Annotated in this window: 30 protein-coding genes; 9 read left to right on the top strand and 21 right to left on the bottom strand. The window is 61.4% G+C overall.

The features are described from left to right. Positions 1-170: 170 nt before the first annotated feature. Positions 171-407: a hypothetical protein gene (locus tag GIW69_RS13490; RefSeq protein WP_236483174.1), complete on the top strand. Its 237-nt coding sequence runs from the start codon at positions 171-173 to the stop codon at positions 405-407. Positions 408-540: 133 nt separating this feature from the next. Further along, on the top strand, positions 541-1,359 hold the full coding sequence (locus GIW69_RS13485) for an alpha/beta fold hydrolase (protein WP_236483173.1): 819 nt from the start codon (positions 541-543) through the stop codon (positions 1,357-1,359). 65 nt (positions 1,360-1,424) lie between these two features. Here the strand turns inward: GIW69_RS13485 and GIW69_RS13480 are convergent, their stop codons facing one another. Beyond that, positions 1,425-1,655, bottom strand: coding sequence for a hypothetical protein (locus GIW69_RS13480; RefSeq protein WP_236483172.1), 231 nt, complete (start codon positions 1,653-1,655; stop codon positions 1,425-1,427). 192 nt (positions 1,656-1,847) lie between these two features. On the opposite strand from GIW69_RS13480, the gene GIW69_RS13475 reads away from it, so the two are divergent. Further along, a complete protein-coding gene (locus GIW69_RS13475; RefSeq protein ID WP_236483171.1) occupies positions 1,848-2,528 on the top strand; it encodes a polysaccharide lyase family 7 protein in 681 nt (226 codons plus the stop codon). 17 nt (positions 2,529-2,545) lie between these two features. Here GIW69_RS13475 and GIW69_RS13470 read toward each other — a convergent pair whose 3' ends face one another. The 3 genes from GIW69_RS13470 to GIW69_RS13460 are packed head-to-tail and all read right to left on the bottom strand — an operon-like array spanning position 2,546 to position 4,206. Further along, a complete protein-coding gene (locus tag GIW69_RS13470) occupies positions 2,546-2,698 on the bottom strand; it encodes a hypothetical protein (protein WP_236483170.1) in 153 nt (50 codons plus the stop codon). Positions 2,699-2,737: 39 nt separating this feature from the next. Next, positions 2,738-3,415 carry a phosphoribosyltransferase gene (locus GIW69_RS13465; protein ID WP_236483169.1) on the bottom strand — a complete coding sequence of 226 codons (678 nt, stop codon included), beginning with the start codon at positions 3,413-3,415 and terminating at the stop codon, positions 2,738-2,740. Positions 3,416-3,465: 50 nt separating this feature from the next. Then, the gene (locus tag GIW69_RS13460; protein WP_236483168.1) at positions 3,466-4,206 is read right to left on the bottom strand and encodes a glutaredoxin family protein; all 741 of its coding nucleotides are present in this window, start codon (positions 4,204-4,206) and stop codon (positions 3,466-3,468) included. A 250-nt stretch (positions 4,207-4,456) separates the two neighbouring features. Between GIW69_RS13460 and GIW69_RS13455 the strand changes: the two genes are divergently transcribed. Beyond that, positions 4,457-5,758 carry an erythromycin esterase family protein gene (locus GIW69_RS13455; protein ID WP_236483167.1) on the top strand — a complete coding sequence of 434 codons (1,302 nt, stop codon included), beginning with the start codon at positions 4,457-4,459 and terminating at the stop codon, positions 5,756-5,758. 64 nt (positions 5,759-5,822) lie between these two features. Here GIW69_RS13455 and GIW69_RS13450 read toward each other — a convergent pair whose 3' ends face one another. Further along, on the bottom strand, positions 5,823-6,047 hold the full coding sequence (locus GIW69_RS13450) for a KGG domain-containing protein (RefSeq protein WP_496570916.1): 225 nt from the start codon (positions 6,045-6,047) through the stop codon (positions 5,823-5,825). Between the two features lie 230 nt (positions 6,048-6,277). Here GIW69_RS13450 and GIW69_RS13445 point away from each other — a divergent pair, with 230 nt between their 5' ends. Beyond that, positions 6,278-6,835: an ATP-dependent Clp protease proteolytic subunit gene (locus GIW69_RS13445; protein ID WP_236483165.1), complete on the top strand. Its 558-nt coding sequence runs from the start codon at positions 6,278-6,280 to the stop codon at positions 6,833-6,835. A 2-nt stretch (positions 6,836-6,837) separates the two neighbouring features. Here GIW69_RS13445 and GIW69_RS13440 read toward each other — a convergent pair whose 3' ends face one another. The 16 genes from GIW69_RS13440 to GIW69_RS13365 form a co-directional block, all read right to left on the bottom strand. After that, on the bottom strand, positions 6,838-7,374 hold the full coding sequence (locus tag GIW69_RS13440; RefSeq protein WP_236483164.1) for a hypothetical protein: 537 nt from the start codon (positions 7,372-7,374) through the stop codon (positions 6,838-6,840). Continuing rightward, on the bottom strand, positions 7,359-8,105 hold the full coding sequence (locus GIW69_RS13435; protein ID WP_236483163.1) for a DUF72 domain-containing protein: 747 nt from the start codon (positions 8,103-8,105) through the stop codon (positions 7,359-7,361). The genes GIW69_RS13440 and GIW69_RS13435 overlap by 16 nt, the downstream gene beginning before the upstream one ends. Further along, positions 8,102-8,533 (bottom strand): HhH-GDP family DNA glycosylase, encoded by a 432-nt coding sequence (locus tag GIW69_RS13430; RefSeq protein ID WP_236483162.1) that lies wholly within the window; start codon positions 8,531-8,533, stop codon positions 8,102-8,104. The genes GIW69_RS13435 and GIW69_RS13430 overlap by 4 nt, the downstream gene beginning before the upstream one ends. Before the next feature lie 16 nt (positions 8,534-8,549). After that, positions 8,550-8,705 (bottom strand): hypothetical protein, encoded by a 156-nt coding sequence (locus tag GIW69_RS13425; RefSeq protein ID WP_236483161.1) that lies wholly within the window; start codon positions 8,703-8,705, stop codon positions 8,550-8,552. Positions 8,706-8,788: 83 nt separating this feature from the next. Then, entirely contained in the window at positions 8,789-9,046 is a 258-nt protein-coding gene (locus tag GIW69_RS13420; protein ID WP_236483160.1) for a hypothetical protein, read from the bottom strand. A gap of 1 nt (position 9,047) precedes the next feature. Further along, positions 9,048-9,689, bottom strand: a complete 642-nt coding sequence (locus GIW69_RS13415; protein ID WP_236483159.1) for a cytochrome c oxidase subunit 3 — start codon at positions 9,687-9,689, stop codon at positions 9,048-9,050. After that, a complete protein-coding gene (locus GIW69_RS13410; RefSeq protein WP_236483158.1) occupies positions 9,676-11,274 on the bottom strand; it encodes a cbb3-type cytochrome c oxidase subunit I in 1,599 nt (532 codons plus the stop codon). Before GIW69_RS13410 ends, GIW69_RS13415 begins: the two co-directional genes overlap by 14 nt. Then, positions 11,271-12,215, bottom strand: coding sequence for a cytochrome c oxidase subunit II (gene coxB / locus GIW69_RS13405; protein ID WP_236483157.1), 945 nt, complete (start codon positions 12,213-12,215; stop codon positions 11,271-11,273). Before coxB ends, GIW69_RS13410 begins: the two co-directional genes overlap by 4 nt. Next, on the bottom strand, positions 12,212-13,012 hold the full coding sequence (locus GIW69_RS13400; RefSeq protein ID WP_236483156.1) for an SCO family protein: 801 nt from the start codon (positions 13,010-13,012) through the stop codon (positions 12,212-12,214). The genes coxB and GIW69_RS13400 overlap by 4 nt, the downstream gene beginning before the upstream one ends. Continuing rightward, on the bottom strand, positions 13,002-13,388 hold the full coding sequence (locus GIW69_RS13395) for a hypothetical protein (RefSeq protein WP_236483155.1): 387 nt from the start codon (positions 13,386-13,388) through the stop codon (positions 13,002-13,004). The genes GIW69_RS13400 and GIW69_RS13395 overlap by 11 nt, the downstream gene beginning before the upstream one ends. Then, positions 13,378-14,382, bottom strand: coding sequence for a hypothetical protein (locus tag GIW69_RS13390; protein WP_236483154.1), 1,005 nt, complete (start codon positions 14,380-14,382; stop codon positions 13,378-13,380). Before GIW69_RS13390 ends, GIW69_RS13395 begins: the two co-directional genes overlap by 11 nt. Further along, complete coding sequence (locus GIW69_RS13385) at positions 14,379-14,912, bottom strand: c-type cytochrome (protein WP_236483153.1); 534 nt, start codon at positions 14,910-14,912, stop codon at positions 14,379-14,381. The genes GIW69_RS13390 and GIW69_RS13385 overlap by 4 nt, the downstream gene beginning before the upstream one ends. Continuing rightward, positions 14,909-15,433, bottom strand: a complete 525-nt coding sequence (locus tag GIW69_RS13380; RefSeq protein WP_236483152.1) for a DUF3341 domain-containing protein — start codon at positions 15,431-15,433, stop codon at positions 14,909-14,911. The genes GIW69_RS13385 and GIW69_RS13380 overlap by 4 nt, the downstream gene beginning before the upstream one ends. After that, on the bottom strand, positions 15,426-16,790 hold the full coding sequence (nrfD, locus tag GIW69_RS13375; RefSeq protein WP_236483151.1) for an NrfD/PsrC family molybdoenzyme membrane anchor subunit: 1,365 nt from the start codon (positions 16,788-16,790) through the stop codon (positions 15,426-15,428). The genes GIW69_RS13380 and nrfD overlap by 8 nt, the downstream gene beginning before the upstream one ends. Beyond that, the gene (locus GIW69_RS13370) at positions 16,780-19,674 is read right to left on the bottom strand and encodes a TAT-variant-translocated molybdopterin oxidoreductase (RefSeq protein WP_236483150.1); all 2,895 of its coding nucleotides are present in this window, start codon (positions 19,672-19,674) and stop codon (positions 16,780-16,782) included. The genes nrfD and GIW69_RS13370 overlap by 11 nt, the downstream gene beginning before the upstream one ends. Further along, entirely contained in the window at positions 19,671-20,327 is a 657-nt protein-coding gene (locus tag GIW69_RS13365; protein WP_236483149.1) for a cytochrome c3 family protein, read from the bottom strand. Before GIW69_RS13365 ends, GIW69_RS13370 begins: the two co-directional genes overlap by 4 nt. A 186-nt stretch (positions 20,328-20,513) precedes the next feature. Between GIW69_RS13365 and GIW69_RS13360 the strand changes: the two genes are divergently transcribed. From GIW69_RS13360 to GIW69_RS13345, 4 genes are all read left to right on the top strand, one after another. Beyond that, positions 20,514-21,656, top strand: a complete 1,143-nt coding sequence (locus GIW69_RS13360; RefSeq protein WP_236483148.1) for a zinc-dependent alcohol dehydrogenase — start codon at positions 20,514-20,516, stop codon at positions 21,654-21,656. A gap of 220 nt (positions 21,657-21,876) precedes the next feature. Then, positions 21,877-23,253 carry a cystathionine beta-synthase gene (locus GIW69_RS13355; protein WP_236483147.1) on the top strand — a complete coding sequence of 459 codons (1,377 nt, stop codon included), beginning with the start codon at positions 21,877-21,879 and terminating at the stop codon, positions 23,251-23,253. Then, positions 23,250-24,428 (top strand): cystathionine gamma-synthase family protein, encoded by a 1,179-nt coding sequence (locus GIW69_RS13350; protein ID WP_236483146.1) that lies wholly within the window; start codon positions 23,250-23,252, stop codon positions 24,426-24,428. The genes GIW69_RS13355 and GIW69_RS13350 overlap by 4 nt, the downstream gene beginning before the upstream one ends. 743 nt (positions 24,429-25,171) lie before the next feature. Next, on the top strand, positions 25,172-25,504 hold a 333-nt coding region (locus GIW69_RS13345), incomplete at its 3' end, for a hypothetical protein (RefSeq protein WP_496570915.1).

Below are 25,504 nucleotides of genomic sequence, written 5' to 3'. Positions count from 1 at the left end.
GGGCTTCACGGGCGCTGACGTTGCGTTTCAATGGTGGCGATTGTCCCTGTTTGCGCGCTAAACAAGAACTTGCGTTTGGTGATGGTCACTATTACTTATAGCGATAGTTGCCTGCTTGAAGACTGAGCCACACTCAGTCCCAACTAATAAAGACTTTCGAGGATGATGCCGTGCGCACTTTTGACTTGATCCGCAGTGCAGTTCTGCCGGACTTTCACGACCGGGTAGCCGAATACCTGGTGGAATACGAAACCGAACTGGATCAAAACCCTCCCGGCTCCAAACGTTCCCGGGAAGCGGCATTGCAACTGCGCGGTTACCTGCGCGGCTTGAACACCACCCGCGTGCTGGGCATGGCGGACTGGGAGGAACTGGAGCGACGGGTCGTGGATACCTGGCTTGAATAACCGGCCCTGAGCTTCGCTGCACGATCCAGCACTTACATACAAGTGGCCGCCGGGGATTACGCGGATAGTGGACATCGCCATTTAACGTGGCGACCGACGTCATTCCACTAGACCCGAATCCCAAGGAGTTGCCATGAGCACGTTCCTCACCCAAGACGGCACCGAGATCTATTACAAGGACTGGGGCAGCGGCAAGCCCGTCCTGTTCAGTCACGGCTGGCCGCTGGATGCCGACATGTGGGAATACCAGATGGAATACCTGAGCAGCTGCGGCTATCGCACGATCGCATTCGATCGCCGGGGTTTCGGGCGTTCCGACCAGCCGTGGAATGGCTACGACTACGACACCTTCGCCGATGACATTGCCGGACTGATCAATCACCTGGATCTGCGCGACGTCACCCTGGTGGGCTTCTCCATGGGCGGCGGCGATGTCAGCCGCTACATCGCCCGCCACGGCAGCGAGCGTGTCGCTGGCCTGGTATTGCTGGGCGCGGTGACGCCGCTGTTTGGGCAGAAACCCGACTTCCCGCAAGGCGTCGAAAAAGGCGTGTTCGACGGGATCAAGGCCGGGCTTCTGAAGGATCGGGCGCAGTTCATCGCCGACTTCGCCAGCCCGTTCTATGGCACCAACCAGGGCCAGAAAGTCTCAGACGGCGTCCTGACACAAACCCTGAACATCGCGCTGCTGGCATCGCTCAAAGGCACCGTGGACTGTGTCACCGCGTTCTCGGAAACCGACTTCCGTCCGGACATGGCCAAAATCGATGTGCCGACGCTGGTCATTCACGGTGATGGCGACCAGATCGTACCGTTCGAAACCACCGGCAAAGCGGCCGCCGCGCAGATCAGCGGGGCTGAACTGAAGGTGTATGCAGGCGCACCCCACGGGTTCGCGGTGACGCACGCCGAGGCACTGAACGAGGATTTGCTGGCGTTTCTTCAGCGCTGAGGTTTAAGCCTGTACCAACGGGTTGTTCTTTTGGCCGGGGTTTTCCCGGCCTTTTTGTGTCCGGCTTATCCCTCATCCAGATCATCGGCCTTTGATCGGTCAGCCTTCTCTTTCGACTGCGCGTGAGCATCATCAACAGTCGGCACATTCCCCGCAGAATCACTTTCATGATCCCAGTCCGTCGCCGCATTCGGATCTTCATCGCGGCCCGCCGTTCCGATGACGCACCCGTCGTCATTCGGCTCGCCAAGGTTCTCTGTGGGCACATTGGTAATGCTGGATGGATGGCGTTTCATCGAGTCCTCCAAGGGCAAATCCATAGGACTTTGTTGGAAAGCCCCGAGGCGGCCGAGTGCCCAAAAAATGATGAACGGCACGCCGATGACCGACCAGTCAATTCACCGGAACCACCTCAAAATCGCCTGCGTCACTGACTGTAGGTTCGAGGTGCCTGATCACCTCGTTGATACCGCAAAGGAGATTTCCTTATGCCAGTCGATCTTAGCCGTTTGATGATAACCACCCCGGTTCCGACCTCCCCCACCAATCCCGTGGCGCTTGAGCTGATGGGTGATGACGCCCTGGCGCGTTTGCCCGACGTCATCAGCCGCTTGCCTGACGGTTCCGTGCGCTTCAGCGCGCCAACGCTCGGGGCCTCAAGCAAAAGTACGCACCGCACGCGATGCGAATGGAAGGAACCCGTTTACTGGACGCTCGAAAGCGCCGCCGTACACGTCAACCGCCAGCAAATGGTGCTCACACAGGTCAACGCTTTGCAAAAAGTGGTGATCGCGCAGATTCATGTGAAGGGCAACAACAACCCACCGGTGAAGGTGTTCTGGAACAAGGGCAAGATCAGTTGGGGGTTCCGCGTCAGTTTCAATGGCCTCGATCCCTCGAGTGTGACCATCGCCGACAAGGTGCCGCTGAACATGCCGTTCACTGTCGCGCTCAAGGTCACGTCTGCCGGCCAGGTAACGGTCGCCGTGACGCGCAACGGCTCAACCGTCGAAACGCTGCCCGCCCAACTCGACAACAGTTGGGCCGGACAGCGTTTCAATTTTCATGGCGGCGTCTATAACCAGATCGATTACACCACCAGCACCCCGACCACGGACGGGTCGGTGTGCATCATCAGCGACCTCACGCTAACCCATGGGCCCGCATGACTGAATGCCGGCGGGGGTTATTTGCTCTCGTCGGCCGCGTCTTTCTGCTGAACCTGTACCGAGGATTTGCTGCCGTCCGTGTTGTCTTTGGTTTCGTTGTCGGAATTATCGAAACAGCCGCCAAGCATTAACAGGCTACTCAGGGTCAGGGATACGTAGAGTCTTTTCATGTCGCTCTCCTTCCGGGGTTGAGTTTTTTTGCGATGGATTCAGTCCAAAAATTCGCGCCGCGCCTTGGCCAGCAATTCGATGACTTCCTCATCGCTCGTCTGGGTAAATTCTTGGTAATGCTCACCCACCGAATGAAACGGCGCAGGCGTGAACGGGCACACCAGATCGTCCACCAGTGGCCGGAGCATTTCCAGCGATTCCCAGGCCCCCACCGGCGCTACGAAGAGCAACCGCGCGGGCGTGGATTTAGCCAGCGCCGACAGCGCCGCCCGCGCCGTGCTGCCCGTTGCGACACCATCATCGACGACAACGACTTCACGTCCGCCAATTGGAATCGGCGGCACTTCGCCGCAATAGACTGCGCGCCGCCGGCGGATTTCCTTCAGTTGAACCTGTTTCTCAGCTTCGAACCATTCAGGCGTCACGTTAAGTTGATGCATCAATGCCTGATTGGCGACGCAGTGCGGATCGGCGCCATCGACGACCGCACCGATGCCGAATTCCTCGTTACCCGGCGCGCCGATCTTGCGCACCATTAACAAATCCAGCGGCGCATTCAATGCCTTGGCAATTTCATAAGCGACCGGCACACCGCCGCGTGGCAACGCGAGGATCAAGGGTGCTTCGTGGACGAGAGGGCGCAGCAGTTCGACAAGTCGCTGGCCAGCCTGACGACGATCTTTGAACACTGGAACTGACGAAAAATAATCGCTCATGCTCCTCACTCCAATCGATCAACACACGGGCTCTACTCGCCGGCGCGAGCTTAAGTCGCGGCGGACAGCGCCATCCAGACGGCCATGCCCACCATCATCAAGTTCTCGGTGAGTGAGACAAAACCCAGCGGCACATTACTGTCACCGCCGACGCAGGCACACTTGAGTTCTCGCTTATCGATGTAGACAGCCTTGAACACCGAATAAGCGCCGACCGCTCCCACGAAAAATGCCACTGGCGCCGCGAGCCAGGTCAGCATTGCGGCGATCATAAGAATGCCGGCAAGCGCCTCGGCGAACGGGTACACGTAAGCATAGCGAACCACTTTTTGCGCCAGCAGGTCGTAACCCAGGAACATGTTGGTGAAGCCTTCCAGATCGCGCAGTTTGAGCATGGCCAACAGGCACATGCTGAAGGCGATGAACCATTTGATCGCTTGCACCGTGAATAGCGTGCCGAACACAAATACACTGGTGGCCAGCGCCATCAACGCCGCCATGGCGAAGACTGCGATCACCGGTTTATAGCTCACGGCGTCGGAATCGGCGACGGGTTTGCCGACATGGCGCCGCAAATCGTCATAGCCACCGATGCGCTTGCCATCGATAAAGATTTGCGGTGTCGTGTCGACGTTCTGCTCCTTCATGTAAGCGTCGGTCTCTTGGCGGGTGCGCAGCCAATGGTCTTCCACGTCGAAGCCTTCACGCCTCAAAAGATCCCGCGCTTTCAGCCCGAACGGGCACAAGTGCTCCTTCATTACCATGCGATAGATCGCTGCCTGTTTGCTCATTCTCCTGCCCCATGTCAGTTCGAACGACCGCCGACAACCGAAAATCACCGCTCGCCACGCCCAGCCACTGCCTTGATCCGATCCGCCGTGCGCCTTGCGCTTTCGAATGTCGCGAATAGAATTACGACCGGTCAAAAAACAGCCGCGTTCCGTAAAATTCATCGGCGGTCGATCCACGCCGCAAGTCACCCCTTCGGAACCTGTCGCAGCCACTGTTCTCTACCGCATAACAATGCAGAGGGAGGCAGTCATGGCTACTTTGAGCGAAACCTTGAAAGCACACGCCGAACCGTTACCGGACATCGAGAGCGAAGCGTTTGCCGCCCTGTTCGATCGTTTCGGCGACGCCCAGGTCGTGCTGATCGGCGAAGCCAGCCACGGCACCCATGAGTTCTATCAGGCCCGCGCGGCCATCACCCGGCGGCTGATCACTGAGCACGGTTTCAGCGTGGTCGCGGTCGAAGCCGACTGGCCGGATGCCGACCAGATCGACCGCTGCGTCCGGCACCGCGCTAAAGGCGACTGGCATCAGCCGGCGTTCGAACGCTTCCCGACCTGGATGTGGCGCAACACCGATGTGCAGGCATTCGCACGCTGGCTGGCCGAGCACAACCAGGCCTTGGCGGAAGATCGGCGCGTCGAGTTTCGTGGGCTTGATGTGTACAGCCTGCGCAGTTCGATTCGTGAAGTGCTGGGGTATCTGGAAACTGCCGATCCGGCGATGGCCCGGGAAGCCCGACAACGCTACGCCTGCCTGACACCGTGGCACGACGACCCGGCGCTGTACGGCCACTTCACCGAACGCGGCGGAATGGCGACGTGCGAAGGCCCGGTACTTGAGCAGTTGCAAGCCTTGTTGAATCAGCGCCTGGCGTTGATGGGCAAGGACAGTGAAGCGCTGTTCAATGCCACGCAAAACGCCCGGGTCATTCACGCCGCCGAGCAGTATTACCGGGCGATGTACCGGGGCAACACGGCATCGTGGAACCTGCGCGACCGGCACATGTTCGAGACGCTGCAGGCTGTGCGCTCGCGCTCGGGGCGCCAGGCAAAAGCCATCGTCTGGGCGCACAACTCGCACATCGGCGATGCTCGGGCCACGCAGATGGGCGACGGCGGACAGCTGACCCTCGGTCAGTTGTGTCGCGAAGCCTGGGGCAATGACGTGGTGCTGATCGGCATGGGCACCGATTGCGGCACCGTCGCGGCCGCCAGCGATTGGGACGGCGAGATGCAGATCAAAAACGTGGTACCCGCCCTGCCCCGCAGCTGGGAGCGGGCCTTCGCCGAAACGGGCCATGCACAAGCGTTATATGAATGGCGTGACGATCAACATCAAACGTTGCGTTCAGCCTTGACCGGACGCTTGCTGGAGCGTGCCATCGGTGTGATTTATCGGCCGCAGACCGAGCGCCAGAGCCACTACTTCGAGGCGTCCCTGAGCGAGCAGTTCGATGCGTGGCTGTGGTTCGCCGAAACCAGCGCCGTCACGCCACTGGCGACCGCTCATTCGACCAGCCGTGAACAGGACACCTTTCCCTTCGGCACTTGAGCCGTTTTTGCCGGCACAAAAAATCAGGCCCCGCATTGAGCGGGGCCTGACGGGTCAAACGGCATCAAGACTTGCGTCCACCGCCGCCGCTACTGGAGCCGCCCTTTTTCCCGGCTTCAGATGCTTTTTGCTTGTCGTCGGCAAAGTTGCCGCGACCGCTGCCTTGTCCACCGCTGGAGCGGTTGCTGTCGCTGGTGTGATTCCCGCCCGAGGACTGTCCGCCTTTTTTACCGGCTTCGGACGCTTTTTGCGGGTCGTTGGCGAAGTTGCCTGAGTTCTTGTTGGTCATTTCCATTCACCTCTAGATTATTGACGAGCACGTTGGCTCGTTTAGTTGGGAGGGCGGTAAAAATTGAAAGTTGAATGAAAAAAGCCCTCATGCGACGAGCGGAATGGTGGGATTGGTTCCACAAATGTGCGCACTGAACGACCAGCGGAAGCGGGAATTTTTGCGCGTGCCGCCAGTCATTTTTAGAGTACGGAACAGGCCTTTCGAAACCACGACGGGAGCCACGGCAAATGACTGAGCACATCATCCATTTTCATTGCCAGATCGATCAGGGAACGACGGAACGCTTTCGCGACTGCTGCCTGGAAGCCATGGAACAGGGCGCAACCTCGCTTCTGCTGAACCTGTCCACCACCGGCGGCAGCACCAATTTCGGCTTCAGCCTCTATACCTTTCTCAAATCCTTGCCGGTGCCGCTGTGCGCGATCAACGCCGGTAACATCGAGTCGATGGGCATCATCATGTTTCTTGCGGCGGGCCGACGGATTACCTCGCCGCATTCACGCTTTCTGATTCACCCGATGAACTGGTATTTCGCGCAAAGCTCCGTCGATCACCAACGCTTGCGCGAATACCTGTCGAGCCTGGATAACGACCTCGCCCGCTACGTGCAGATCTACGCACTGGAAACCGCCGACGCGGCGAACAAGCTGGATATTTTTCATTGCCTGTCGGCGGAAGAGAAAGTCATCGCTGCTCACGAATCCCTGGCCTTCGGCATCGCCCATGAGATGAAGCAAATGGTCTTTGCTGAAGACGTGAAGCACTGGAAAGTCAGCGGCGGATGACACTAGGCGCCGGGATTAGTCACTTGGATGTAAATGCTCCACGCCCCCAACAGCAGCCAAAACGAGGCGAAGAGCCATGGCGTGCGCACCGAGAACAGCAAGGCCTTGCGATAACCCTTGTGGGTCGACTCAGTGGCGCTGAACAGCGGTGATTCATCGTAGGCCAGCCCCATGATCGGTTCGCTTCGCAACAGTTCGCTTTGCTTGAAGTACCAGTGGTCAATAATGTTGTAGGACGCGCGAATGCCCGGCCAGGCATTCAGCGTGCTGAGCAGCCCGAGCAGCGCCAGAAACGGCGGCACCACCAGCGTGAACAACTTGCCCCATTCGGGGTTGAGATTGGCCATGCACGATGCAAAGGCGATCACCAGAAACGATTGCGCGGTGAGATAGGCATCCGTCCGGTGGGCCAGAATGCTGGTCTCGTACTGAATCTCCCGTCGATAGAAATCCAGCCGTTCTTTCGGGGAACCGAACAGCTTGGCGTTGCGTTCCGTCAGTTCGGACTCATCCGGTGGCGATGTCAGAATTCTTGGCAAGACAGTGTCCTTGTCAGCAGTCGCGAAAGCAGCAAGGCATCGCCCAGTGCGGCGCCGCTGGCCGTGTTATCAAAAATACACCACGTCTCGATACACTCGATGGCAACCGCTTGCAGCGTCTGGGCCAAGGGTTCAATGCGTGGCAAATCGTAGGGGCTGTAATACATACGCGGCGAGCCGTGCAGGCGCCAGTAGCGCACCCCCGGCCAGCCTGTCGGCGAGGCATCGTTGCTGATGCGCGATGGATCGGCCGCCACTTGAGCGATGCGATGGGTGATCAGCAACGGCTGGGCGGCGAGCCAGGTTTCATGGCGCGGTTCGAACACCACGTGGCCGTCGAAACGCTGGCGCAGGGCGATAAGAAAATCTTCGGCGACCGGTTCTTCAAACATCAGCGATGGCGGCAGCTGCACCAGCAGACAGCCAAGACGCCGTTCCAGACCGGTGCATTGGCTTAAGAACTCATCGAGTAGCCCTTCGCAATGGTGCAAGCGTCGTTCGTGGGTAATCTGCTTGGGCACTTTGACGCTGAAGCGAAAGTCCTCCGGCACCGATTCCGCCCAGCGTGCATAAGTTTGACGGCGATGCGGGCGGTAGAACGAGCTGTTGATTTCGACGGCATTGAGCCCGGATGCGTAACGGTGCAAGTGCGTGCCTTCTGCGGCGAAGTCCGGCCAGTATTCACGTCCAAGACTCCAGCCCGCACAGCCAATATGAATTCGTTGATTCAAAACAAAACCCGGCCGGCCTCACGCATGAAAATCTCGACGGTCTTCTCACCGATGCCTTCGAACCCTTCCAGGCGTTTTTCAAAATCCTTGCGATCGGCGCTCGCCTCCACGATGTTTTTCACCTTGCCACCGTATTCGTCGTTGAGCTTGACCGCCAAGGCATGCAAGCGGTCGGCGGTGGTTTCGTCGTAACGCACGTAATGCGCCTCGCCGAGCATGGCTACCAGTTCACGGTGGGTGGAGTTGGCGAGCTTGCGCGGTGTATCGCGTTGATGCTTATCGACGATGACCCGATAGGCTTCGGCGGCAATGTCGGCCTGAATGCGCTTGCCCATGAGAAAACTGGCGATCAACCATTTGAACAGCCCCTCTTCCTGAGCGGAGTCGAGGCTGATGTGCAAGTCGTCGGCGCTGATGGTTTTGTTCATTGCGATCTTCCGCTGATCAACCGACTTTGTCGTTGCCCTGCTCCGGGGTTTCGATGCCAGGCTCGGACTCGCCGGTTTTTGGCTTGGACGAGTCGTTGTCGTCATGCGGGTAGCCGGGCATGCCATGGGCGTCATCGGGGGTCTGTTGATTGTCACGGTTGGCGTCGTTCATGATCGGTCTCCTTTTACTGTCTGAACTGGTTTGGAGACACCGGCGGCGCCCGAGTGCAGCGCAATCGACGAATGGCGCGCGGGTCAACGGGTCAACTGCTCCCCGAGAATGAACAGCGCCATGATCCCCAGCCAGCACAGGTACAACCAGCCGAACACCCTCACCCAGCCCCGGTGGCGTACCAATCCCAGCCAGAAGACCAACACCAGAACAAACTGGGTGCAGGCGGCTATGAGAATCACCACATTGCGCAGCGACCATTCACTTTCGGCGACGCACAGTTGCAACACCAGCAACAGCAGCAACCCCGCATACATGCGCCACGCCGATGCCTGCACCATGTCAGCGTCCTACCAGATACAGCGTGGGAAACAGCAGCAGCCAAATGGCATCGACCAAGTGCCAATACAACCCGGTCATTTCCAGCCGACTGTCTCGGGCACGGCGCGGCAAGTCGCCGTATTTCAGGCGCCAGCTCAGCCCCAGTACCAAGACGACCGCCACCAGCACGTGCACGCCATGCAACACCGTGGCGAAGAAATAGACGTTCATGAACAGCTTGGAGGCCGGCTGTGCCAGCGGTGACATCGCGGTGAAACCGGGCAGCACGCCTTCGCGGTATTCCAGAAAATACTCAAGGCCTTTGAAACCCAGAAACAACCCACCCAGCCCTGCCGCACCGAGCAAGAGCACAAGTTGGCGGCGCTGTTGCCGGCGCCCGTCAGCGTTCAGGGCAAGGGTCATCAGCAAACTGCTGGTCACCAGAATCACCGTATTCATTGCCGCCAGGCGATCATGCAAACCGCTGACCGCCGCCGCCACGCCGTCGGGGTGCTGCCAGCGGTAGAACCAGGCAATCATGATCAGGCTGCCGAACATCATCGCTTCGCTGGCGAGGAACAACCACATGCCCAGCCGTGCCGCCTCGCGCTGTTGCGCCCAGGCCACGAACGGTTCGACCGGTTTCTCCTCAGAGCGGGTCACGGCGGGCCTCCGGCGAATAGTCGTAGGCTTCGAAGTCAACCGTCACCGGCGCTTCGAAATTGTGCGCCGGTGGCGGCGATGGCACCCGCCATTCCAGGCCGGCGGCTTCCCACGGGTTCATTGGCGCGCGCTCGCCCCAGCGCAGTGAACCGAGCAGGTAGAAAAACGGCAGCACATAGGCCAGCGCCAGAATCGATGCACCGGCCGAGGACAACACGTTGAGAAATTGCAGATCCGGATCGTAGCTGTGGTAACGCCGGGGCATGCCCAGATAGCCGAGCAAAAATTGCGGAAAAAACGTGAGGTTGAAGCCGCAGAAAATCAGGATCGCGGTGATCTTGCCCCACAGTTGCGAATACATCCGCCCAGTGATCTTTGGCCACCAGAAATGCAGCGCGCCGAAATAGCCGGCCACGGCAGCGCCGACCATGATGTAGTGAAAATGCGCGACCACGAAGTAGGTGTCATGGGCGTGCAGATCCGCCGCCAACAGCGCCAGAAACAACCCGGTGACGCCGCCGACAATGAACAGGCCGATAAAGGTCAGCGCAAACAGAAACGGCGCATGAATCGTCAGGTCGCTCTTGTACAGCGTCGCGCTCCAGTTGTAGGCCTTAATCGCCGAAGGGATCGACACCAGAAAACTCAACAGAGAAAACACCAGGCTGGCGTACATCGACTGTCCGGCGACGAACATGTGATGCCCCCAGACGAGAAAACCGATCAGCGCAATCGCCACGCTCGACCACGCCACAAAGCGATAGCCGAAGATGCGCTTGTGCCCCGACGCCGTGATCAATTCACTGATCACGCCCATGGCCGGCAGGATCATGATGTACACCGCCGGATGGCTGTAGAACCAGAACAAGTGCTGAAACAGCAATGGATCGCCGCCCAGATTGGGGTCGAATACGCCGATGTTGAACAAATGCTCGGCGGCCACCAACAGCAAGGTGATCGCCAGCACCGGCGTGGCCAATACCAGAATGATCGACGTGGCGTACATCGACCAGATGAACAGCGGCATGCGCATCCAGGTCATGCCCGGCGCGCGCAACGTGTGCACGGTGACGATGATGTTGATGCCGGTGAAGATCGAGGAAAACCCGGCAATGAATACGCCGCAGATCACCGCCACCACATGGCCGTTGCTGAACATCGTCGACAGCGGCGTATAGAACGTCCAGCCGGTGTCAACGCCGCCGAGCAGCAGCGCGAGCAGCGTGAACAGGCCACCGCCGACCAACAGATACCAACTGAACAGGTTCAGGCGCGGGAACGCCATGTCCCGGGCGCCGATCATGATTGGCACGAGAAAGTTGCCGAACACGCTGGGAATCGACGGGATCAGAAAGAACCAGACCATGATCACGCCGTGCAAGGTGAATGCGCGGTTGTAGCCGTCGGCCGTGAGCAGATCGCCCTCGGGGGTGACCAGTTCGATGCGAATCAGGCTCGCCGCCAGTCCACCGGCGAAGAAGAAAAACGTCACGGTGATCATGTACAGCACGGCGATGCGCTTGTGATCCCGGGTCAGGAACCACGACAGCAGGCCTTGGCGGTGCAGATAACTCGGTGCGCTCATTTCGTCTCCCCGTTTGCGTCCGCCGGCAATGAGCGCAGGTACGCGACCAGGCGCTGCACGGCTTCTTCATCCAACAGATTGCTGTAGGTCGGCATGATCGGCAGGTAGCCGGCGACCAGGTGTTTTTGTGGCAGCAGGATGCTTTCGCGCAGGTAGCCATCATCGGCGGTCACTTGACTGCCATCGGCGAGCTTCACCGAGCGGTTGAACACGCCGGCCAGCGACGGCGCGTTGCCGGAACCGTGGCAACTGTCGCAGCCGTACTGGCGGTACAGGGTTTCGCCCTGGCTGATCATATCGGAGGCGCTGCCGTTTTCCGCCAGCCAGCGTTCGTAGTCGCCGGGATCAAGCACCACCAGCCGCGCCAGCATCGCCGCGTGATCGGTGCCACAGTATTCGGCGCAATACACTTCATAAGTGCCCGCGTGTTCGGCCTGGAACCAAAGCATCGTGTAGCGGCCCGGCAATACGTCCTGTTTGATGCGCAGGCTGGGGAAAAACAGGCTGTGGATCACGTCTTCGGAAATCATCGTCAGCTTCACCGGCCGCCGCGCCGGGACGTGCAACGTGTTGATCTCGCGCTGGCCGCCCTGATGCTGGAATTTCCACATCCACTGCCGGGCCGTCACCTGCATTTCCAGGGCATCGGCCGGTGGCGTGCGGGCAATGAAAAACAGCCGCGCGGAAAACGTGAACACCACCAGCGAGCCAATGAACGGCAGGATGATCCACGCCAGCTCCACCGGCAGATTGCTGCGCGGGCGGTGATCACGATCCGCCGGGCGCCCGCGTCGGTAGCGCCAGATGAAGATCCACAACGCCACAAACACCGGCACCACGAACAGCGCCATCATCCCGGTGAAACCGATGACCAGCCAATCCACCGACACCGCGTAGTCCGAAGCCTGGGCGGGCCACAAACGCAGGAAATGCTCGTTCATGACAGCCTCCGCCGATCACGGCGCACGGCCAGAAAAATGAACAGACCGAGCACCGCGACGGTTGCCACGCCCGCCACTTGCAGTAACACGATGATCCGGCTGCTGTAGGTGCCGGTCTGCGGGTCGTAATGGAAACACAGGAGCAAGAGCTGTTCCTTCAGCGCACCCAGTTTGCCCAGCCCGGCTTCGGTCAGGCCAAGGCGCAAGTCATCGGACTGATACCCGAGGCCGTAGAGCCAGCGTGAAAGGCGTCCATCACCGGTCAACACCGCGACCGCCGAACTGTGGGCGTATTGCTGCTGTTTGTCGTCGAATTGGTAGCCAAAACCCAGCGAACGCGCCAATGCCTGACTCGCTGCGGCGTCGCCGGTCAGCAGATGCAGGCCCGGCTCATTGGCGAGCGCCGGCCAGTGCTGGCTGAGCTTCGCCAGCTCTTCGCGTGCGGCAGTGACGTCTTCGCGGGGATCGAAACTGAAGGCGATCACCTGAAAATCCCGGCCGATGCGATACGGCTGATTGGCCAATTGACTGAACAACGTCGAAAGCGCCGCGCCGCAGACATTCGGGCAACGAAAGTACAACGGCACCAGCACCGTCGGCTGGCCGTTGAGCAATTCGCCGATGCGAACCGGCTGGCCGTGCTGATCGGTGAATCGTGTGTTCACCGCCACCCGTTGGCCGACCTGCGCGGTGTCGATGCCAGCGGCCGCAAACGGGTCGAACGGTTGCGCGGCAAGCGCCTGCAGCGACGTCAATCCGATCAAAAATACAATAGCCGGCAAACGTTCAAGGCCCATGCCCGCCCTCCCCGTCATTCGGCCAGCCGCGCTCCAGCAACACCTGTTGCGCCTGATCCAGCGGTAGATGAACGATGCGCTGCTCACGGTTGACCCAGCCAAAACTGTCGAGATGTATGCGCTGAAGGGCGATCTGGCGGTTGCCCTCCTCGCGGGGCCGGGCTTGCAGTCGCGGTTCGGGCGGCAGCAGTCGCTCACGTTCCAGGTTGCTCAAGGGCGGCTGATGGGATTGCGCAGCCTGTTGATGGCTGATCAACCACCAGGCGATGCCGGTCAGGCACAGCAACACCGCCGCAAACAGCAGCGCGACGATGGCCCAGACCTTGCCGCTGTCGACCCGATTGGCTTCGTAGCCGCGTTGCGTGTCAGGTTTCATGGCGCCTCCTCTGCCAATGCCAGCGCCACCAGGCCCACAGACCGATGCCATAAACGCTCTGGCACAACAGCGCGATGGCGCCGGTGCCCAGGCTTAATTGCGGGAATATCGACGGCAGGCTGAGCCAGATCGATTCGACTGTGCCCAGCAACAGAATAGCTGCGCAGCCCCAAACCAGAACCCGTGACCGCGCGCCCCACGGGGATGCCAATGCCGGCAGACAGACGACCTGCCCCGCGACCAACACCGCACCGGGCACGACCCACGCGCCTTGGCGGCGTACGCGATACCAGACGGTTTCGTGGGGCAGATCCACCGACCAGATGATCAAAAACTGCATGAACTGCACATACATCCAGAACGCCAGCGCGCTGACCAGCAAACCGCGCAACACCCGGCACTGCGCGTCCGACAGCGGTACAAGATTCCAGCACAGCACGCACAACCCGGCGAAGGCCAAGCCGTCGAGCAACTGCCGGGCGATCAACAGCAGGCCAAACAGGCTGGACATGAAGTCCGCCTGCAACGACATCAGCCAATCCACCGCCGCAAGGCTCGCGACCACGGCGTACACGATCAGGCCCATCGCGCAGCGTTCCGGCCGTTGCGTCCAGCGTTGCAAGGCAAAGAAGATTCCGGCGTAGGCCACACTGCGCAAGGCGAAGCACCATGGCGACAACCACAGCCCGCGAAACCCCGGCGTGTCGGCGCGAAACCATGGATACAGCCACGCCATCGTCAGCAGAACCGGCAGCAGCATTGGCAGCAGTAATATCAGCGCGGTGCGGCCCAAACGGCTGCCCGGTGCGAGCAACACTTGCCAGCGACCGCTGATCAGCGGCGTCAGCAAGCCGAGCAACAGACAGCCCAAGGCGATGTTGCTGGCATTGACCGCCGCCGCCAGCGCGCCCGCTCCGACCTGCGCCGGTTGCCAGACGCCCAGGGCCGCCATCGCCACTACGCCGAGGCCGAAAGCTGCCGACAGGCGCGTCATTGCTGGCCCTCCTCGAATGCCTGGCGCAGCGTTGCTGGCAGGCTGTCCAGCGAGGCGTGCTGACTCAACTGCAACACCCGCACATGGGCGACGATGGCCCAGCGTTGCGCGGGGGGAATGCGTGATGCGTAACCGGCCATCAGGCCTTTGCCGTCGGCGATGACCTGCATCAATTGCGCGTCGGTGGCATCCAGCACACGGCGATCGATAAAGTCCGGCGGCGACGGGAAACCACGACCGATCACCAGACCATCGCCATGCCCGCTCTGGCCGTGGCAAGGCGTGCAGAAAGCTTGATAACCCGCTTCGCCCTCGGCCAGCAGCCTTTGAGTCATTGGCGGGCGTTGTGCAACGGTGGCTTCGCGCGCCAATTGCCCGCGCGCGACCGTGCCGGACGGTGGATGACGGCTGCTCAAACCGTTCTCGTACAACGCGCCGGGGCGTTGTTCCTGAATCTTCGCCTGACGCGACATGTCATCGCAGCCGCTGCACAGCACCGCGATCGACAACGCCCAGGCCCAGCGTTTCATGACCTGACCTCATGCACGGCGACCGCGCACTGCCCCAGCCAGTCGCGTGTGGCTTTTGCGTCGAACAGCGGATCGTCGGCGGCGATGAACAGGAAAAAGCCGTCGTCACTGGCCTGCGCGAAACGCTGGATATTGAACAGCGGATGATGCAAACGCGGCAGACGGCTGCCGATCAGCATCGCCAGCACCGCCGCCAGCGCCGCACCGACCACGGCAAACAGGAAGGTCACCACCATGAATGACGGCAGCGCGATCAACGGTCGGCCACCGACATTGAGCGGATAGGCGAGCACCGAGCCGATCTGCATCACCAGCGCCAGCACGATGCCGATCACCGCGCCGACGCAGGCCATGTGCGGCACGCGGCGGGCGTGGGTGGCGAGGATCGGTTCGAAGGCTTCCAGCGCAAACGGCGCAAAAGCCTCCAGCCGCCGATAGCCAATGACCCAGGCGTGCAAACTGGCGTCCACCAGCGGCTGCGGTGCATCGAATTCGGCGAGCAGTCCGAGAGAGTCAGACATCGCGGCGCTCCTCATGCAGCGCTTGCTTGACCTCGAACGCCGAGACCATGGGCACATAGCGCAAAAACAGGCTGTAGGGCACCAGAAACACGCCGAAACTGCCGACGAACAGCGACCAGTCCCACAGCGTCGGGCTGTAACCGCTCCAGCTCGACACGAGAAAATCCCGGGTCTGCGGCGGGATCAGCAACATGAAACGCTCGGCCCACATGCCCACCAGCACCGCCAGCGCCACCAGCGCGATCACGCCCGGGCGCTGGCGCAGCGAGCGCCACCACAACGCCTGCAACACGCCGACGTTGCAGACAATCGCCAGCCAGAAACTCCAGGCATGCGGCCCGCTGAGGCGCGTCAGCAGAATCTCGATCTCGTGGGCATCGCCGCTGTAGAACGGCATGAACAGATCGGCCAGATAACCGTAAGCCGTCAGCCAACCGGTGGCGAGCAACAGCCGACCGAGCATGTCGAGGTGACGCAAGGTGATGAGCGCTTCGATGCACAGCAGCCAGCGCACAAAAATCGCCAGCAATGCCACCAGGGCAAACCCGGAAAACACCGCGCCGGCGACGAAATACGGCGGAAACAGCGTCGAATGCCAACCGCTTTGCGGGCCCATGGTCAGCAAAAACGAGTAGCCGCTGGACACCGCGAACACCAAAGGAATCGCCAGAATCGCCAGCACTCGCGTCGTGCGCCGCCACAACGCCCAATGCCGCTGCGAGCCGCGCCAGCCCAACGCCAGCAAGCCGTACAACCTTTGCGCCATGGGCTTTTGCGCACGATCGCGCGCTGTGGCGAAATCCGGAATCGCGCCGACGGCGAGGAACAGAATCGACACCGTCAGGTACGACAGGATTGCGAACATGTCCCACGCCGTAGGGCTCTTGAACTGCGGCCACAGGCCCATTTCATTCGGGTACGGCATCGTCCAGTAGAACAGCCACGGCCGCCCCAGGTGCAGAATCGGGTACAGCGCGGCGCAGATCACCGCCATCAGCGTCATCAGTTCCGCCAGACGATTGAGGCTGTGCCGCCATGGCCGTTCGACCAGCAACAGCAGCGCGGAAATGAACGTCCCGGCGTGACCGATGCCCAGCCACCAGATGTAGTTGAGAATGCCGAAGCCCCAATGCACCGGCTGATTGTTGCCCCACAGGCCGACGCCGTTGCCGAGCAACACGGCGGCAGAACCGATATAAATCAGCAACAAAGCAACGCCGACGCCGAACATCCAGCGCCATGCCCCGCGCCGAGGCAGTTGCCGCAACGGCCCGAAGACCAGCCGCGAGACTTGCTGGTCGCTCAAGTCCCTCGGCAAGAAATGCCCGGTGTCGTGCAGCAGCGGCTCAGGTTTCATCGCCGCCCTCCGCTTCTTCGATCCGCGCCAGATAGGTGGTGCGTGGCCGCGTGCCGAGCGCTTCGAGCAGGCGGTAATGGCGGGGATCGCGGCGGTCGTGGCTCACGGCGCTGTCAGGGTCGGCGATGTTGCCGAAGCGAATGGCCTGGCTCGGGCAGGTTTGCTGGCACGCGGTGACCACGGTCGACGGATCGAAATCCGCTGCATTTTGTTTATCGTCGATCCGGGCGGCGCTGATTCGCTGTACGCAGTACGTACACTTTTCCATGACGCCACGGCTGCGCACGGTCACATCGGGATTGCGCTGGGCCTGGATCGACGGCGTGGCATCGGCGCTCCAGTCGAGCCAATTGAAACGCCGCACTTTGTACGGGCAATACGAAGCGCATGTGCGCGTGCCGATGCAGCGGTTGTAGACCATCTGATTCAAGCCGTCGCGGCTGTGCACCGTGGCGTTCACCGGGCAACCGGTTTCGCACGGCGCCTGTTCGCAGTGCATGCACGGCAAGGGTTGAAAACGCGAGCGTGGTGCGTCCAGCGAGCCCTGGTAATAATGGTCGATGCGCAGCCAGTGCATGTTGCGCCCGTTGGCCACTTGCTCGGCGCCGACCACGGCGATGTTGTTTTCCGCCTGGCACGCGGTGACGCAGGCGTTGCAACCGGTGCAGACATCCAGATCGATGACCATGCCCCATTGCGGGCCGCTGCTCTTGACCTCGCTGTAGAGCGAGACCGGAATTTGCGCGGTCGGCAATTGCGGCGACTCACGTGATACCACGCGAATGGGCGGATCCTCGTCGTCCGGCAACTGGTGATGGGTTTGCGTCGCTGCCAACATGTGCCGCTCACCGCTGGGCCTCACCGACGCGCTGACCGCCAAGGCTTGCAGCGGCCGCACCGCGTGACCCAAACCGTCGCCGACCCGTCCGGCGTGACTGCGTCCGTAGCCGCAATACAACGCGATCACCTGATCGGCCTGTCCCGGCTCGACCCACGCCGCGCCGCGCAACAACTGCCCCGGCAACGCGACTTCGACCCCGTCGCCGTTGCGCACGCCGATTTGCTCAGCGAGGCGCGGCGGCAGACCGACCACGTTTGTCCAGGTCAGGGTGCTGATGGGTTTGGGTAACTCCTGAAGCCAGCCGAGATTGGCGAAACGTCCATCCCACACGCACGGATCCGGACGTATCACGGCTTCCAGGCCTTCGGGGTCGGGCAGATTGACCGCGACGCTGGCGGCTGGCGGTACATCCACCGTTGCAGCGGCCGATTCAATCCAGCCATCGCTCAACGCCTGGCGCCATTGCTTCTGCGGCACATGCGCCCAGGTGCTGCGCACGTGATCCAGCGCATCGCTTTCGCCCGCCGTCAGCAACAGGCCGAGTACCTGATGCAGGGTTCGGGTCGAGTACATCGGCTCGATCAGCGGTTGCACGATGCACGCACTGCCGTCCGCCGCGCGGGCATCGCTCCAGCCGTCGAGCGGGTGATTGAGCGGCAAGTGCCAATGACACTGCGCGGCGCTTTCGTCGTAATAAAGGCCAGCGTGCAGGCGCAACGGGACTTTCTGGATCAGGCTCTCCAGGCCCAGTTCCGGCGGCGCGCTGTAGAGTGGATTGCAATCGAGCAGCCATAACTGGCTGACGTTGCCGGCGCTCAAATGTCGATTGAGTTGCTCCAGCGACTCCCAGACCTGCCCGGGCTCGTAGCCGAGCAACGAAGTTTTTTGCCACTCCATCGTCTGGCCATAGGCGTCCAGACGCTGATTGAGCCGCAGCACTTGCGCCTGCACATCCGCCGCCGCTTGCTTGTTCACGCAGATCAGGCCGCGACCGGGATGCGCCTTGAGCGCGGTCGCGGCGGCGTTGACCCACTCCAGCTGGAGAGCACTGAGGCGTGGGCGATCCCTGTCGTCTCCGCCCAATGCCTGGCTGAGCGCCAGCAGCAGATCCGGCACCCGTGACGGCGCGATTGCCAACCGTCGCGAGGCGGCGGCGCCGGTCAGCGTCGGCACACTTTCGGCGACGAACGACAACGCTGCGCCCTGACCCTTTGCCGCTTGCCGCCGGCGTTCGGCCCAACCGCGCTGCAATGGCGTTTGCCGGGGGCCGCTGCCCAGCGGATCGTCTTCCAGACACACCAGCACTTCGGCGTTTTCCAGACGGCGGCGCGCCTCCAGCGGTTGGCCGAACACGTGGCCGCTGACGTTGAGCGCTTGCGTCTCGGCGAACGGTTCGCCGTGGTAGAAGCGTGCCTGCGGCCAGCGCTGGCGCAGTTCATCGAACTGGCGGCCGAGGGTCGGCGAGCTGCTCGCACCGCAGACAATGTGCAAACCGTTGCCCTGCTGGCTGTCGAGCGCGAGCAACTGCCGGGCCAGCGCGGCGCGCACCTGATCCCAACTGCTTTCGCGGCCCTTGAAGCGCGGCGCCTGGGAGCGATCCGGGTCGTAGAGTTGCAGGATCGCCGCTTGGGTAAAGGCATCGCAGGCGCCGCCGGACATTGGATGTTGCGGGTTGCCTTCGAGTTTGATCGGCCGCCCCGCCACGGTTTTGCCGAGCACCGGTTGGGCAACGCCGCAAAACGGGATTGCTGTGGCGTACCAGCTGGCGATACCGGGAGTCAGTTGCGGCGCCTGGTGAATCGCCGGCACCGCCTCTTCCGGGGCTTTGCCGCATGCGGCGAGTCCGGCCATGGCCATGGATGCCGCCATCAATTGCAGGAACCTGCGCCGATCCATCAGCGGCGCCGCGCCGGGAAATTCCGCGTCGATCAGCGCCTGACCTTGCGGTGTGTTGGCCAGTGCTTCAAGTCCGCGCCAATACGCCGGGCCCTTAAGTCCGGCGAGTTGTTCACGCAGCGCGGCGAAATCGACGGGTGCGCTCATCGATGGCAGATTCCACAATCGGTCAATCCTTGCGTGTCGATGCGCCGCTCTTTCATCAGCCGTTCGCCGAGCACTCGGCGATCTTCGTCGGTGTGCCAGCGCATCTGCGTCACTTGATCGCGAGGTCGCAAGTGCGGTGCCGGATCGCGGTGACAAGCCACGCACTGGCCCATGCTCAACGGCTCGGCCTTGTACATCAGTTGCATCCGATCCACCTGACCGTGGCATTCGCTGCAACCGACGCCCGCGTTGACATGCACGCCGTGATGGAAATACACGTAATCCGGCAACTCGACCACGCGCTGCCAGTGCAAGGGTTGCCGGTCACGCAGGCTTTTGCGCAGCGGTTCAAGCACTTCGGCGTTTTTCCAGATTTGCGAATGGCAGGTCATGCAGGTTTCAGTGGGCGGCAGGCTGGCCATCGCGGAAGACTCCACAGAACTGTGGCAATAACGGCAATCGATTTTCAGCTCACCGGCATGGTGCGCATGACTGAACGGCAACGGCTGTTCGATCACCCACTGGCGACCTGTCCGGTAATCGGTGCGATCCAGAGTCAGTACCACCAGCAAGCCTCCCCCAAGACCGACGAACAACGTCAGCAGCCCCAGGCGCAGCCAGGTATCGGCCGAGCGGCTGAAAATCTGCGCCATTGCCGGTTTCCAAATGTTGTTGTCCTTAATGCTTATGTCTGCGGCGGCGTGCAGGAGTTCTGATTTTTTGCTCGTTCATCAACAACGGGCCATTCGTCCGGCGAGTTTTGCATCGGATAAAACCTTTGGATTTGCCTGAACCTCCACTGCTTACCACTCACACTTCAACTCATGACGAGGTGAATGATGAAAGCTGTCGTATTTCATGGCGTGGGCGATATCCGCCTGGACGATGTCGCCGACCCGCAAATCGAACAACCCACCGATGCCGTTGTCAGGATTACCGCGTCCGCCATCTGCGGCACGGATCTGCACTTCATTCGCGGCAGTGTGCCGGACATGCAACCGGGGACGATTCTCGGCCACGAAGCCGTCGGCATTGTCGAAGCGCTGGGCGAGGATGTGCGCAACCTGAACGTCGGTGATCGGGTCATCATTCCCTCGACCATCGCCTGTGGTAATTGCTCGTACTGTCGGGCCGGGTATTTCGCCCAGTGCGACGTGGTCAATCCGAACGGCAAAGGGGCCGGTACGTCGTTCTTCGGCGGGCCCAAGGGCACTGGGCCATTCAATGGGCTGCAAGCGGAAAAGGCGCGCATTCCCTACGCACACATCGGCCTGATCAAGATTCCGCCGGCCATCAGCGATGACCAGGCCATTGCCATGTCCGATATCTTTCCCACGGCCTGGTTTGGCGCGGAAATGGCCGAGATCAAGGATGGCGACAGCGTTGCGGTGTTCGGCTGCGGGCCAGTGGGGTTGTTTGCTATTGTCAGCGCGAAACTGATGGGCGCCGGTCGGGTATTGGCGATTGACGGGCTACCGGATCGACTGGAACGTGCCCGCGAGCTGGGCGCCGAGTGCATCGATTTCGAGAAGGAAGATCCGGTGCAGACGCTCAAGCGGCTGACCGACAACATCGGCGTCGACCGCGCCATCGATGCGGTAGGGATTGACGCCAACCACGCCCACCATGGCCACGCCACGCCATCGCAATGGCAACCGGGGGACGCGCCCCATCAAGCGCTGCAATGGGCCATCGAAGGGTTGGCCAAGGCCGGCACGTTGTCGATCATCGGCGTCTATCCGCCGGGTTTCGACACCTTTCCCATCGGTGCGGCAATGAACAAGAACCTGACCCTCAACATGGGCAACTGCCACCACCGCAAGTACATCCCGAAACTGATCGAAATGACCCTCGCCGGGCGCGTCGATCCAGCGAAAGTGCTCACCCAGAAAGAACCGCTGACCGACGCCATCGAAGCGTTCAAGGCGTTCGATCGACATGAACGCGGCTGGATCAAGGTCAAACTGCTGCCAGGCGCGTAAACGCCATGACCACTGTGCAGGAGCTGCCGCAGGCTGCGATCTTTGATCTGGCCGTTAAAAAATCAACAGCAAAGATCGCAGCCTGCGGCAGCGCCTAGAGGGGTTCGCGGTGTGCGCGGATATTGGCGGCTGGAGTTGCGGGGCTCAGCATCCCGGCCTATGTTCCTTGCATGCCATTGACGCGATTGACCGCGATAAATCACCGCAGTGAGGTGACACCATGTCGAAGGATTCCCGCCCCGCCGTACTCGGTCTGATCGGCAATACGCCGCTGGTGCGTGTCAGCCGATTCGATACCGGACCGTGCACGCTGTTTCTCAAACTTGAATCGCAAAACCCGGGTGGTTCGATCAAGGATCGCATCGGCCTGGCGATGATTGACGCTGCCGAACGCGACGGTCGCCTGCAACCCGGCGGTACCATCGTCGAAGCCACCGCCGGCAACACCGGCCTGGGTCTGGCGCTCGTCGGCCGAGCCAAAGGTTATCGCGTGATACTGGTGGTGCCGGACAAGATGTCCACCGAAAAAGTCCTGCACTTGAAGGCCATGGGCGCCGAGGTGCACATCACTCGATCCGATGTCGGCAAGGGCCATCCCGAGTATTACCAGGACGTCGCCGCACGGCTGGCGAAAGACATTCCCGATGCGTTTTTCGCCGACCAGTTCAACAACCCTGCCAATCCACTGGCCCACGAATGCAGCACCGCGCCGGAGATCTGGGCGCAGACCGAACATGATCTGGACGCCATCGTCGTCGGCGTCGGTTCGGCCGGCACGCTGACCGGTCTGACCCGATTTTTCCAGCGCGTGCAGCCGGAGCTGGAAATGGTGCTGGCCGACCCCGTCGGTTCGGTGATGGCCGAATACAGCCGCAGCGGCCACCTCGGCACCGCCGGATCCTGGGCGGTGGAAGGCATTGGCGAAGATTTCATTCCATCCATCGCCGACCTCTCCAGCGTGCGCCACGCCTACTCGATCAGTGACGAAGAAAGCTTCGATCACGCCCGCCAACTGCTGCGCGCCGAAGGGATTCTCGGCGGCTCGTCCACGGGCACCCTTTTCGCTGCCGCGCTGCGTTATTGCCGGGAACAGACCGAGCCGAAACGGGTTGTGAGTTTCGTCTGCGACACCGGCACGCGCTATCTGTCGAAGGTTTACAACGACCAGTGGATGACCGATCAGGGCTTGCTTGCTCGCAAGGGTTATGGCGATTTGCGTGACCTGATTGCCCGCCGTTTCGAGGATGGCCGGGTGATCAGCGTCGGCCCGGACGACACCCTGATGACCGCGTTCCAGCGCATGCGCCTGGCCGACGTTTCGCAGTTGCCGGTGCTGGTGGATGGCCAACGGTTGGTGGGGGTGATCGACGAGTCGGATATCCTGCTCGGCGTGCATGAAGACGCCGCCCACTTCAGCAAACCGGTGGCCGGCGCGATGACCGACAAATTGCAGACCCTGGCGCCCGACGCCGGGCTGGCGGAACTGGAAAAAGTCCTTGACCGGGGCCTTGTGGCGATCATTGCCGACACGACCGGTTTCCATGGCCTGATCACACGGGTCGACATGCTCAATCAACTGCGGAGATCCCTGACATGAGTCAGTCCGACCACAACGACCGGCCCCAGGCCTTCGCCACCCGCGTGATCCACGCCGGGCAGGAACCGGATCCGTCCACGGGCGCCTTGATGCCGCCGATCTACGCCAATTCCACCTATTTGCAACAGAGCCCCGGCGTACACAAAGGCCTGGATTACGGGCGTTCGCACAACCCGACGCGGTTTGCCCTGGAACGTTGCGTGGCGGATCTTGAAGGTGGCACCCGCGCCTTCGCGTTCGCCTCGGGTCTGGCGACGATTTCCACGGTGCTTGAATTGCTCGACGCCGGTTCGCATATCGTGTCCGGCAATGATTTGTATGGCGGCACATTTCGGCTGTTCGACAAGGTGCGCCAGCGCAGCGCCGGGCATCGCTTCAGTTTTGTCGACCTGACTGACCTGTCGGCCTTCGAGGCGGCGTTGCAGGACGACACGCGGATGGTCATGGTCGAGACGCCGACCAATCCCCTGCTGAGCCTGGCCGATCTGGCCGGCATCGCACGTATCTGCCGCGCACGCGGGATCATCTGCGTGGCCGACAATACGTTCGCCAGCCCATGGATTCAAAGGCCGCTGGAACTGGGCTTCGACATCGTCCTGCACTCGACCACCAAGTATTTGAACGGCCACTCCGACGTGATCGGCGGCATCGCCGTGGTCGGGCAGAACACTGAACTGGCCGAACGGCTAGGCTTTTTGCAGAACGCCGTGGGTGCGATCAGCGGGCCGTTCGATGCGTTTCTCACCTTGCGCGGCGTAAAAACACTGGCTTTGCGCATGGAGCGGCATTGCAGCAATGCTCTCAATTTGGCGCAATGGCTGGAAAAACAGCCGCAGGTCACGCGGGTCTACTACCCCGGCTTGCCGTCGCACCCGCAGCACGAACTGGCCCGCACACAAATGCGCGGTTTCGGCGGGATGATCTCCATCGACCTGAACAGCGACCTCGCCGGCGCCCGCCGCTTTCTGGAAAACGTGAAAATCTTCGCGTTGGCCGAAAGCCTCGGCGGCGTCGAAAGCCTGATCGAGCACCCGGCAATCATGACCCACGCCACCATTCCGGCAGAAACCCGCGCGCAACTGGGCATTGGCGACGGATTGGTGCGTCTGTCGGTCGGCGTTGAGGATGTCGAGGACTTGCGCGCCGACCTTGCGCAGGCACTGGCCTCGATCTGAGGAGCCTTCCTGTGCACCGCGTTCCAATTCGAGAGCTGGAACGCGGAGCGTCCCTAGAGGCATTCCCACGCGGAGCATGGGAACGAGAAGGTGCCAGGCGTGCGGACAACAGAAACGACAAAGCCCGCACAATGCGGGCTCTGACGCCTGTAGCTTGAAGCTATGTTCGAGTAGGCGGCCAGTGCTGGTATCTGGCTTACAAGCTTTATCGGGACTCCCACAGATCAGGCAATGTGCTCTGCTGCTTCACACGGCATAAGGGCTGGATCTCAGCGCGGAGATCTTTCTAACCGTGTACCCTTCGGAGCGCGCCCCACGCTCGCTTGCTATCCGCTTGCGCATCAGTCTGCGTCTTCGCCTACCTTTAAAAGCCTAGCAAACCCCGGAAAATTTGCCGCCGGGTTTTTAGACTGATTTCCTTCCTGCACGGCCGTTCAAGGAAGCTAAACGCCTAATGCCGAACGGTCGTCTACTCGACGGGTGAACGCGAAATAGCCATCTATACTCATCCAGTTTTCTGTCTGTGAGCCTTGCAAACATCGACACTCGTGCGCTTGTCCGCGCGCGTGCCAATCGCCAATTTGCTTGAACCGAATCAGCGCACCACGCCTCATTCAAGGGTGGCTGACGGGTCGTGGAGAAGATGATGAAACACAAGCTTTTGTCAGGCGTTCTATTTGCGCTGGCGACAACCGTCGTCGTGCCTGGAGTTTGGGCCGCCGAGGCGCGAGCGGTGGCGGCCGATGGGTCGGATCGTGTCGACGCTGGGGCTGTGGCCGCTGACGGTTCGGATCGGGTCGGCGCTGGGGCCGTGGCGGCTGACGGTTCGGATCGCGTCGGCGCTGGGGCCGTGGCCGCTGACGGTTCAGACCGCGTCGGCGCTGGGGCCGTGGCGGCTGACGGTTCGGATCGCGTCGGCGCTGGGGCCGTGGCCGCTGACGGTTCAGACCGCGTCGGCGCTGGGGCCGTGGCCGCTGACGGTTCAGACCGCGTCGGCGCTGGGGCCGTGGCCGCTGACGGTTCAGACCGCGTCGGCGCTGGGGCCGTGGCCGCTGACGGTTCAGACCGCGTCGGCG

This window comes from Pseudomonas syringae (genome assembly GCF_021605415.1).
In the GTDB taxonomy this organism is placed as follows: domain Bacteria; phylum Pseudomonadota; class Gammaproteobacteria; order Pseudomonadales; family Pseudomonadaceae; genus Aquipseudomonas; species Aquipseudomonas syringae_S.
The sequence above is the reverse complement of the archived record's forward strand: the minus strand, read 5'-3'. Positions and strand labels throughout refer to the sequence as shown.

Bases quoted from the DNA above. Each gene is read 5' to 3' on its own strand.
- coxB (WP_236483157.1), bottom strand. From the start codon at position 12,215: ATGAACGAGCATTTCCTGCGTTTGTGGCCCGCCCAGGCTTCGGACTAC.
- GIW69_RS13380 (WP_236483152.1), bottom strand. From the start codon at position 15,433: ATGTCTGACTCTCTCGGACTGCTCGCCGAATTCGATGCACCGCAGCCG.
- GIW69_RS13350 (WP_236483146.1), top strand. From the start codon at position 23,250: ATGAGTCAGTCCGACCACAACGACCGGCCCCAGGCCTTCGCCACCCGC.
- GIW69_RS13395 (WP_236483155.1), bottom strand. From the start codon at position 13,388: ATGAAACCTGACACGCAACGCGGCTACGAAGCCAATCGGGTCGACAGC.
- GIW69_RS13480 (WP_236483172.1), bottom strand. From the start codon at position 1,655: ATGAAACGCCATCCATCCAGCATTACCAATGTGCCCACAGAGAACCTT.
- GIW69_RS13385 (WP_236483153.1), bottom strand. From the start codon at position 14,912: ATGAAACGCTGGGCCTGGGCGTTGTCGATCGCGGTGCTGTGCAGCGGC.
- GIW69_RS13355 (WP_236483147.1), top strand. From the start codon at position 21,877: ATGTCGAAGGATTCCCGCCCCGCCGTACTCGGTCTGATCGGCAATACG.
- GIW69_RS13455 (WP_236483167.1), top strand. From the start codon at position 4,457: ATGGCTACTTTGAGCGAAACCTTGAAAGCACACGCCGAACCGTTACCG.
- GIW69_RS13430 (WP_236483162.1), bottom strand. From the start codon at position 8,533: ATGAACAAAACCATCAGCGCCGACGACTTGCACATCAGCCTCGACTCC.
- GIW69_RS13445 (WP_236483165.1), top strand. From the start codon at position 6,278: ATGACTGAGCACATCATCCATTTTCATTGCCAGATCGATCAGGGAACG.
- GIW69_RS13425 (WP_236483161.1), bottom strand. From the start codon at position 8,705: ATGAACGACGCCAACCGTGACAATCAACAGACCCCCGATGACGCCCAT.
- GIW69_RS13400 (WP_236483156.1), bottom strand. From the start codon at position 13,012: ATGGGCCTTGAACGTTTGCCGGCTATTGTATTTTTGATCGGATTGACG.
- GIW69_RS13360 (WP_236483148.1), top strand. From the start codon at position 20,514: ATGAAAGCTGTCGTATTTCATGGCGTGGGCGATATCCGCCTGGACGAT.
- GIW69_RS13475 (WP_236483171.1), top strand. From the start codon at position 1,848: ATGCCAGTCGATCTTAGCCGTTTGATGATAACCACCCCGGTTCCGACC.
- GIW69_RS13460 (WP_236483168.1), bottom strand. From the start codon at position 4,206: ATGAGCAAACAGGCAGCGATCTATCGCATGGTAATGAAGGAGCACTTG.
- GIW69_RS13470 (WP_236483170.1), bottom strand. From the start codon at position 2,698: ATGAAAAGACTCTACGTATCCCTGACCCTGAGTAGCCTGTTAATGCTT.
- GIW69_RS13420 (WP_236483160.1), bottom strand. From the start codon at position 9,046: ATGGTGCAGGCATCGGCGTGGCGCATGTATGCGGGGTTGCTGCTGTTG.
- GIW69_RS13465 (WP_236483169.1), bottom strand. From the start codon at position 3,415: ATGAGCGATTATTTTTCGTCAGTTCCAGTGTTCAAAGATCGTCGTCAG.
- nrfD (WP_236483151.1), bottom strand. From the start codon at position 16,790: ATGAAACCTGAGCCGCTGCTGCACGACACCGGGCATTTCTTGCCGAGG.
- GIW69_RS13390 (WP_236483154.1), bottom strand. From the start codon at position 14,382: ATGACGCGCCTGTCGGCAGCTTTCGGCCTCGGCGTAGTGGCGATGGCG.
- GIW69_RS13370 (WP_236483150.1), bottom strand. From the start codon at position 19,674: ATGAGCGCACCCGTCGATTTCGCCGCGCTGCGTGAACAACTCGCCGGA.
- GIW69_RS13410 (WP_236483158.1), bottom strand. From the start codon at position 11,274: ATGAGCGCACCGAGTTATCTGCACCGCCAAGGCCTGCTGTCGTGGTTC.
- GIW69_RS13450 (WP_496570916.1), bottom strand. From the start codon at position 6,047: ATGACCAACAAGAACTCAGGCAACTTCGCCAACGACCCGCAAAAAGCG.
- GIW69_RS13485 (WP_236483173.1), top strand. From the start codon at position 541: ATGAGCACGTTCCTCACCCAAGACGGCACCGAGATCTATTACAAGGAC.
- GIW69_RS13365 (WP_236483149.1), bottom strand. From the start codon at position 20,327: ATGGCGCAGATTTTCAGCCGCTCGGCCGATACCTGGCTGCGCCTGGGG.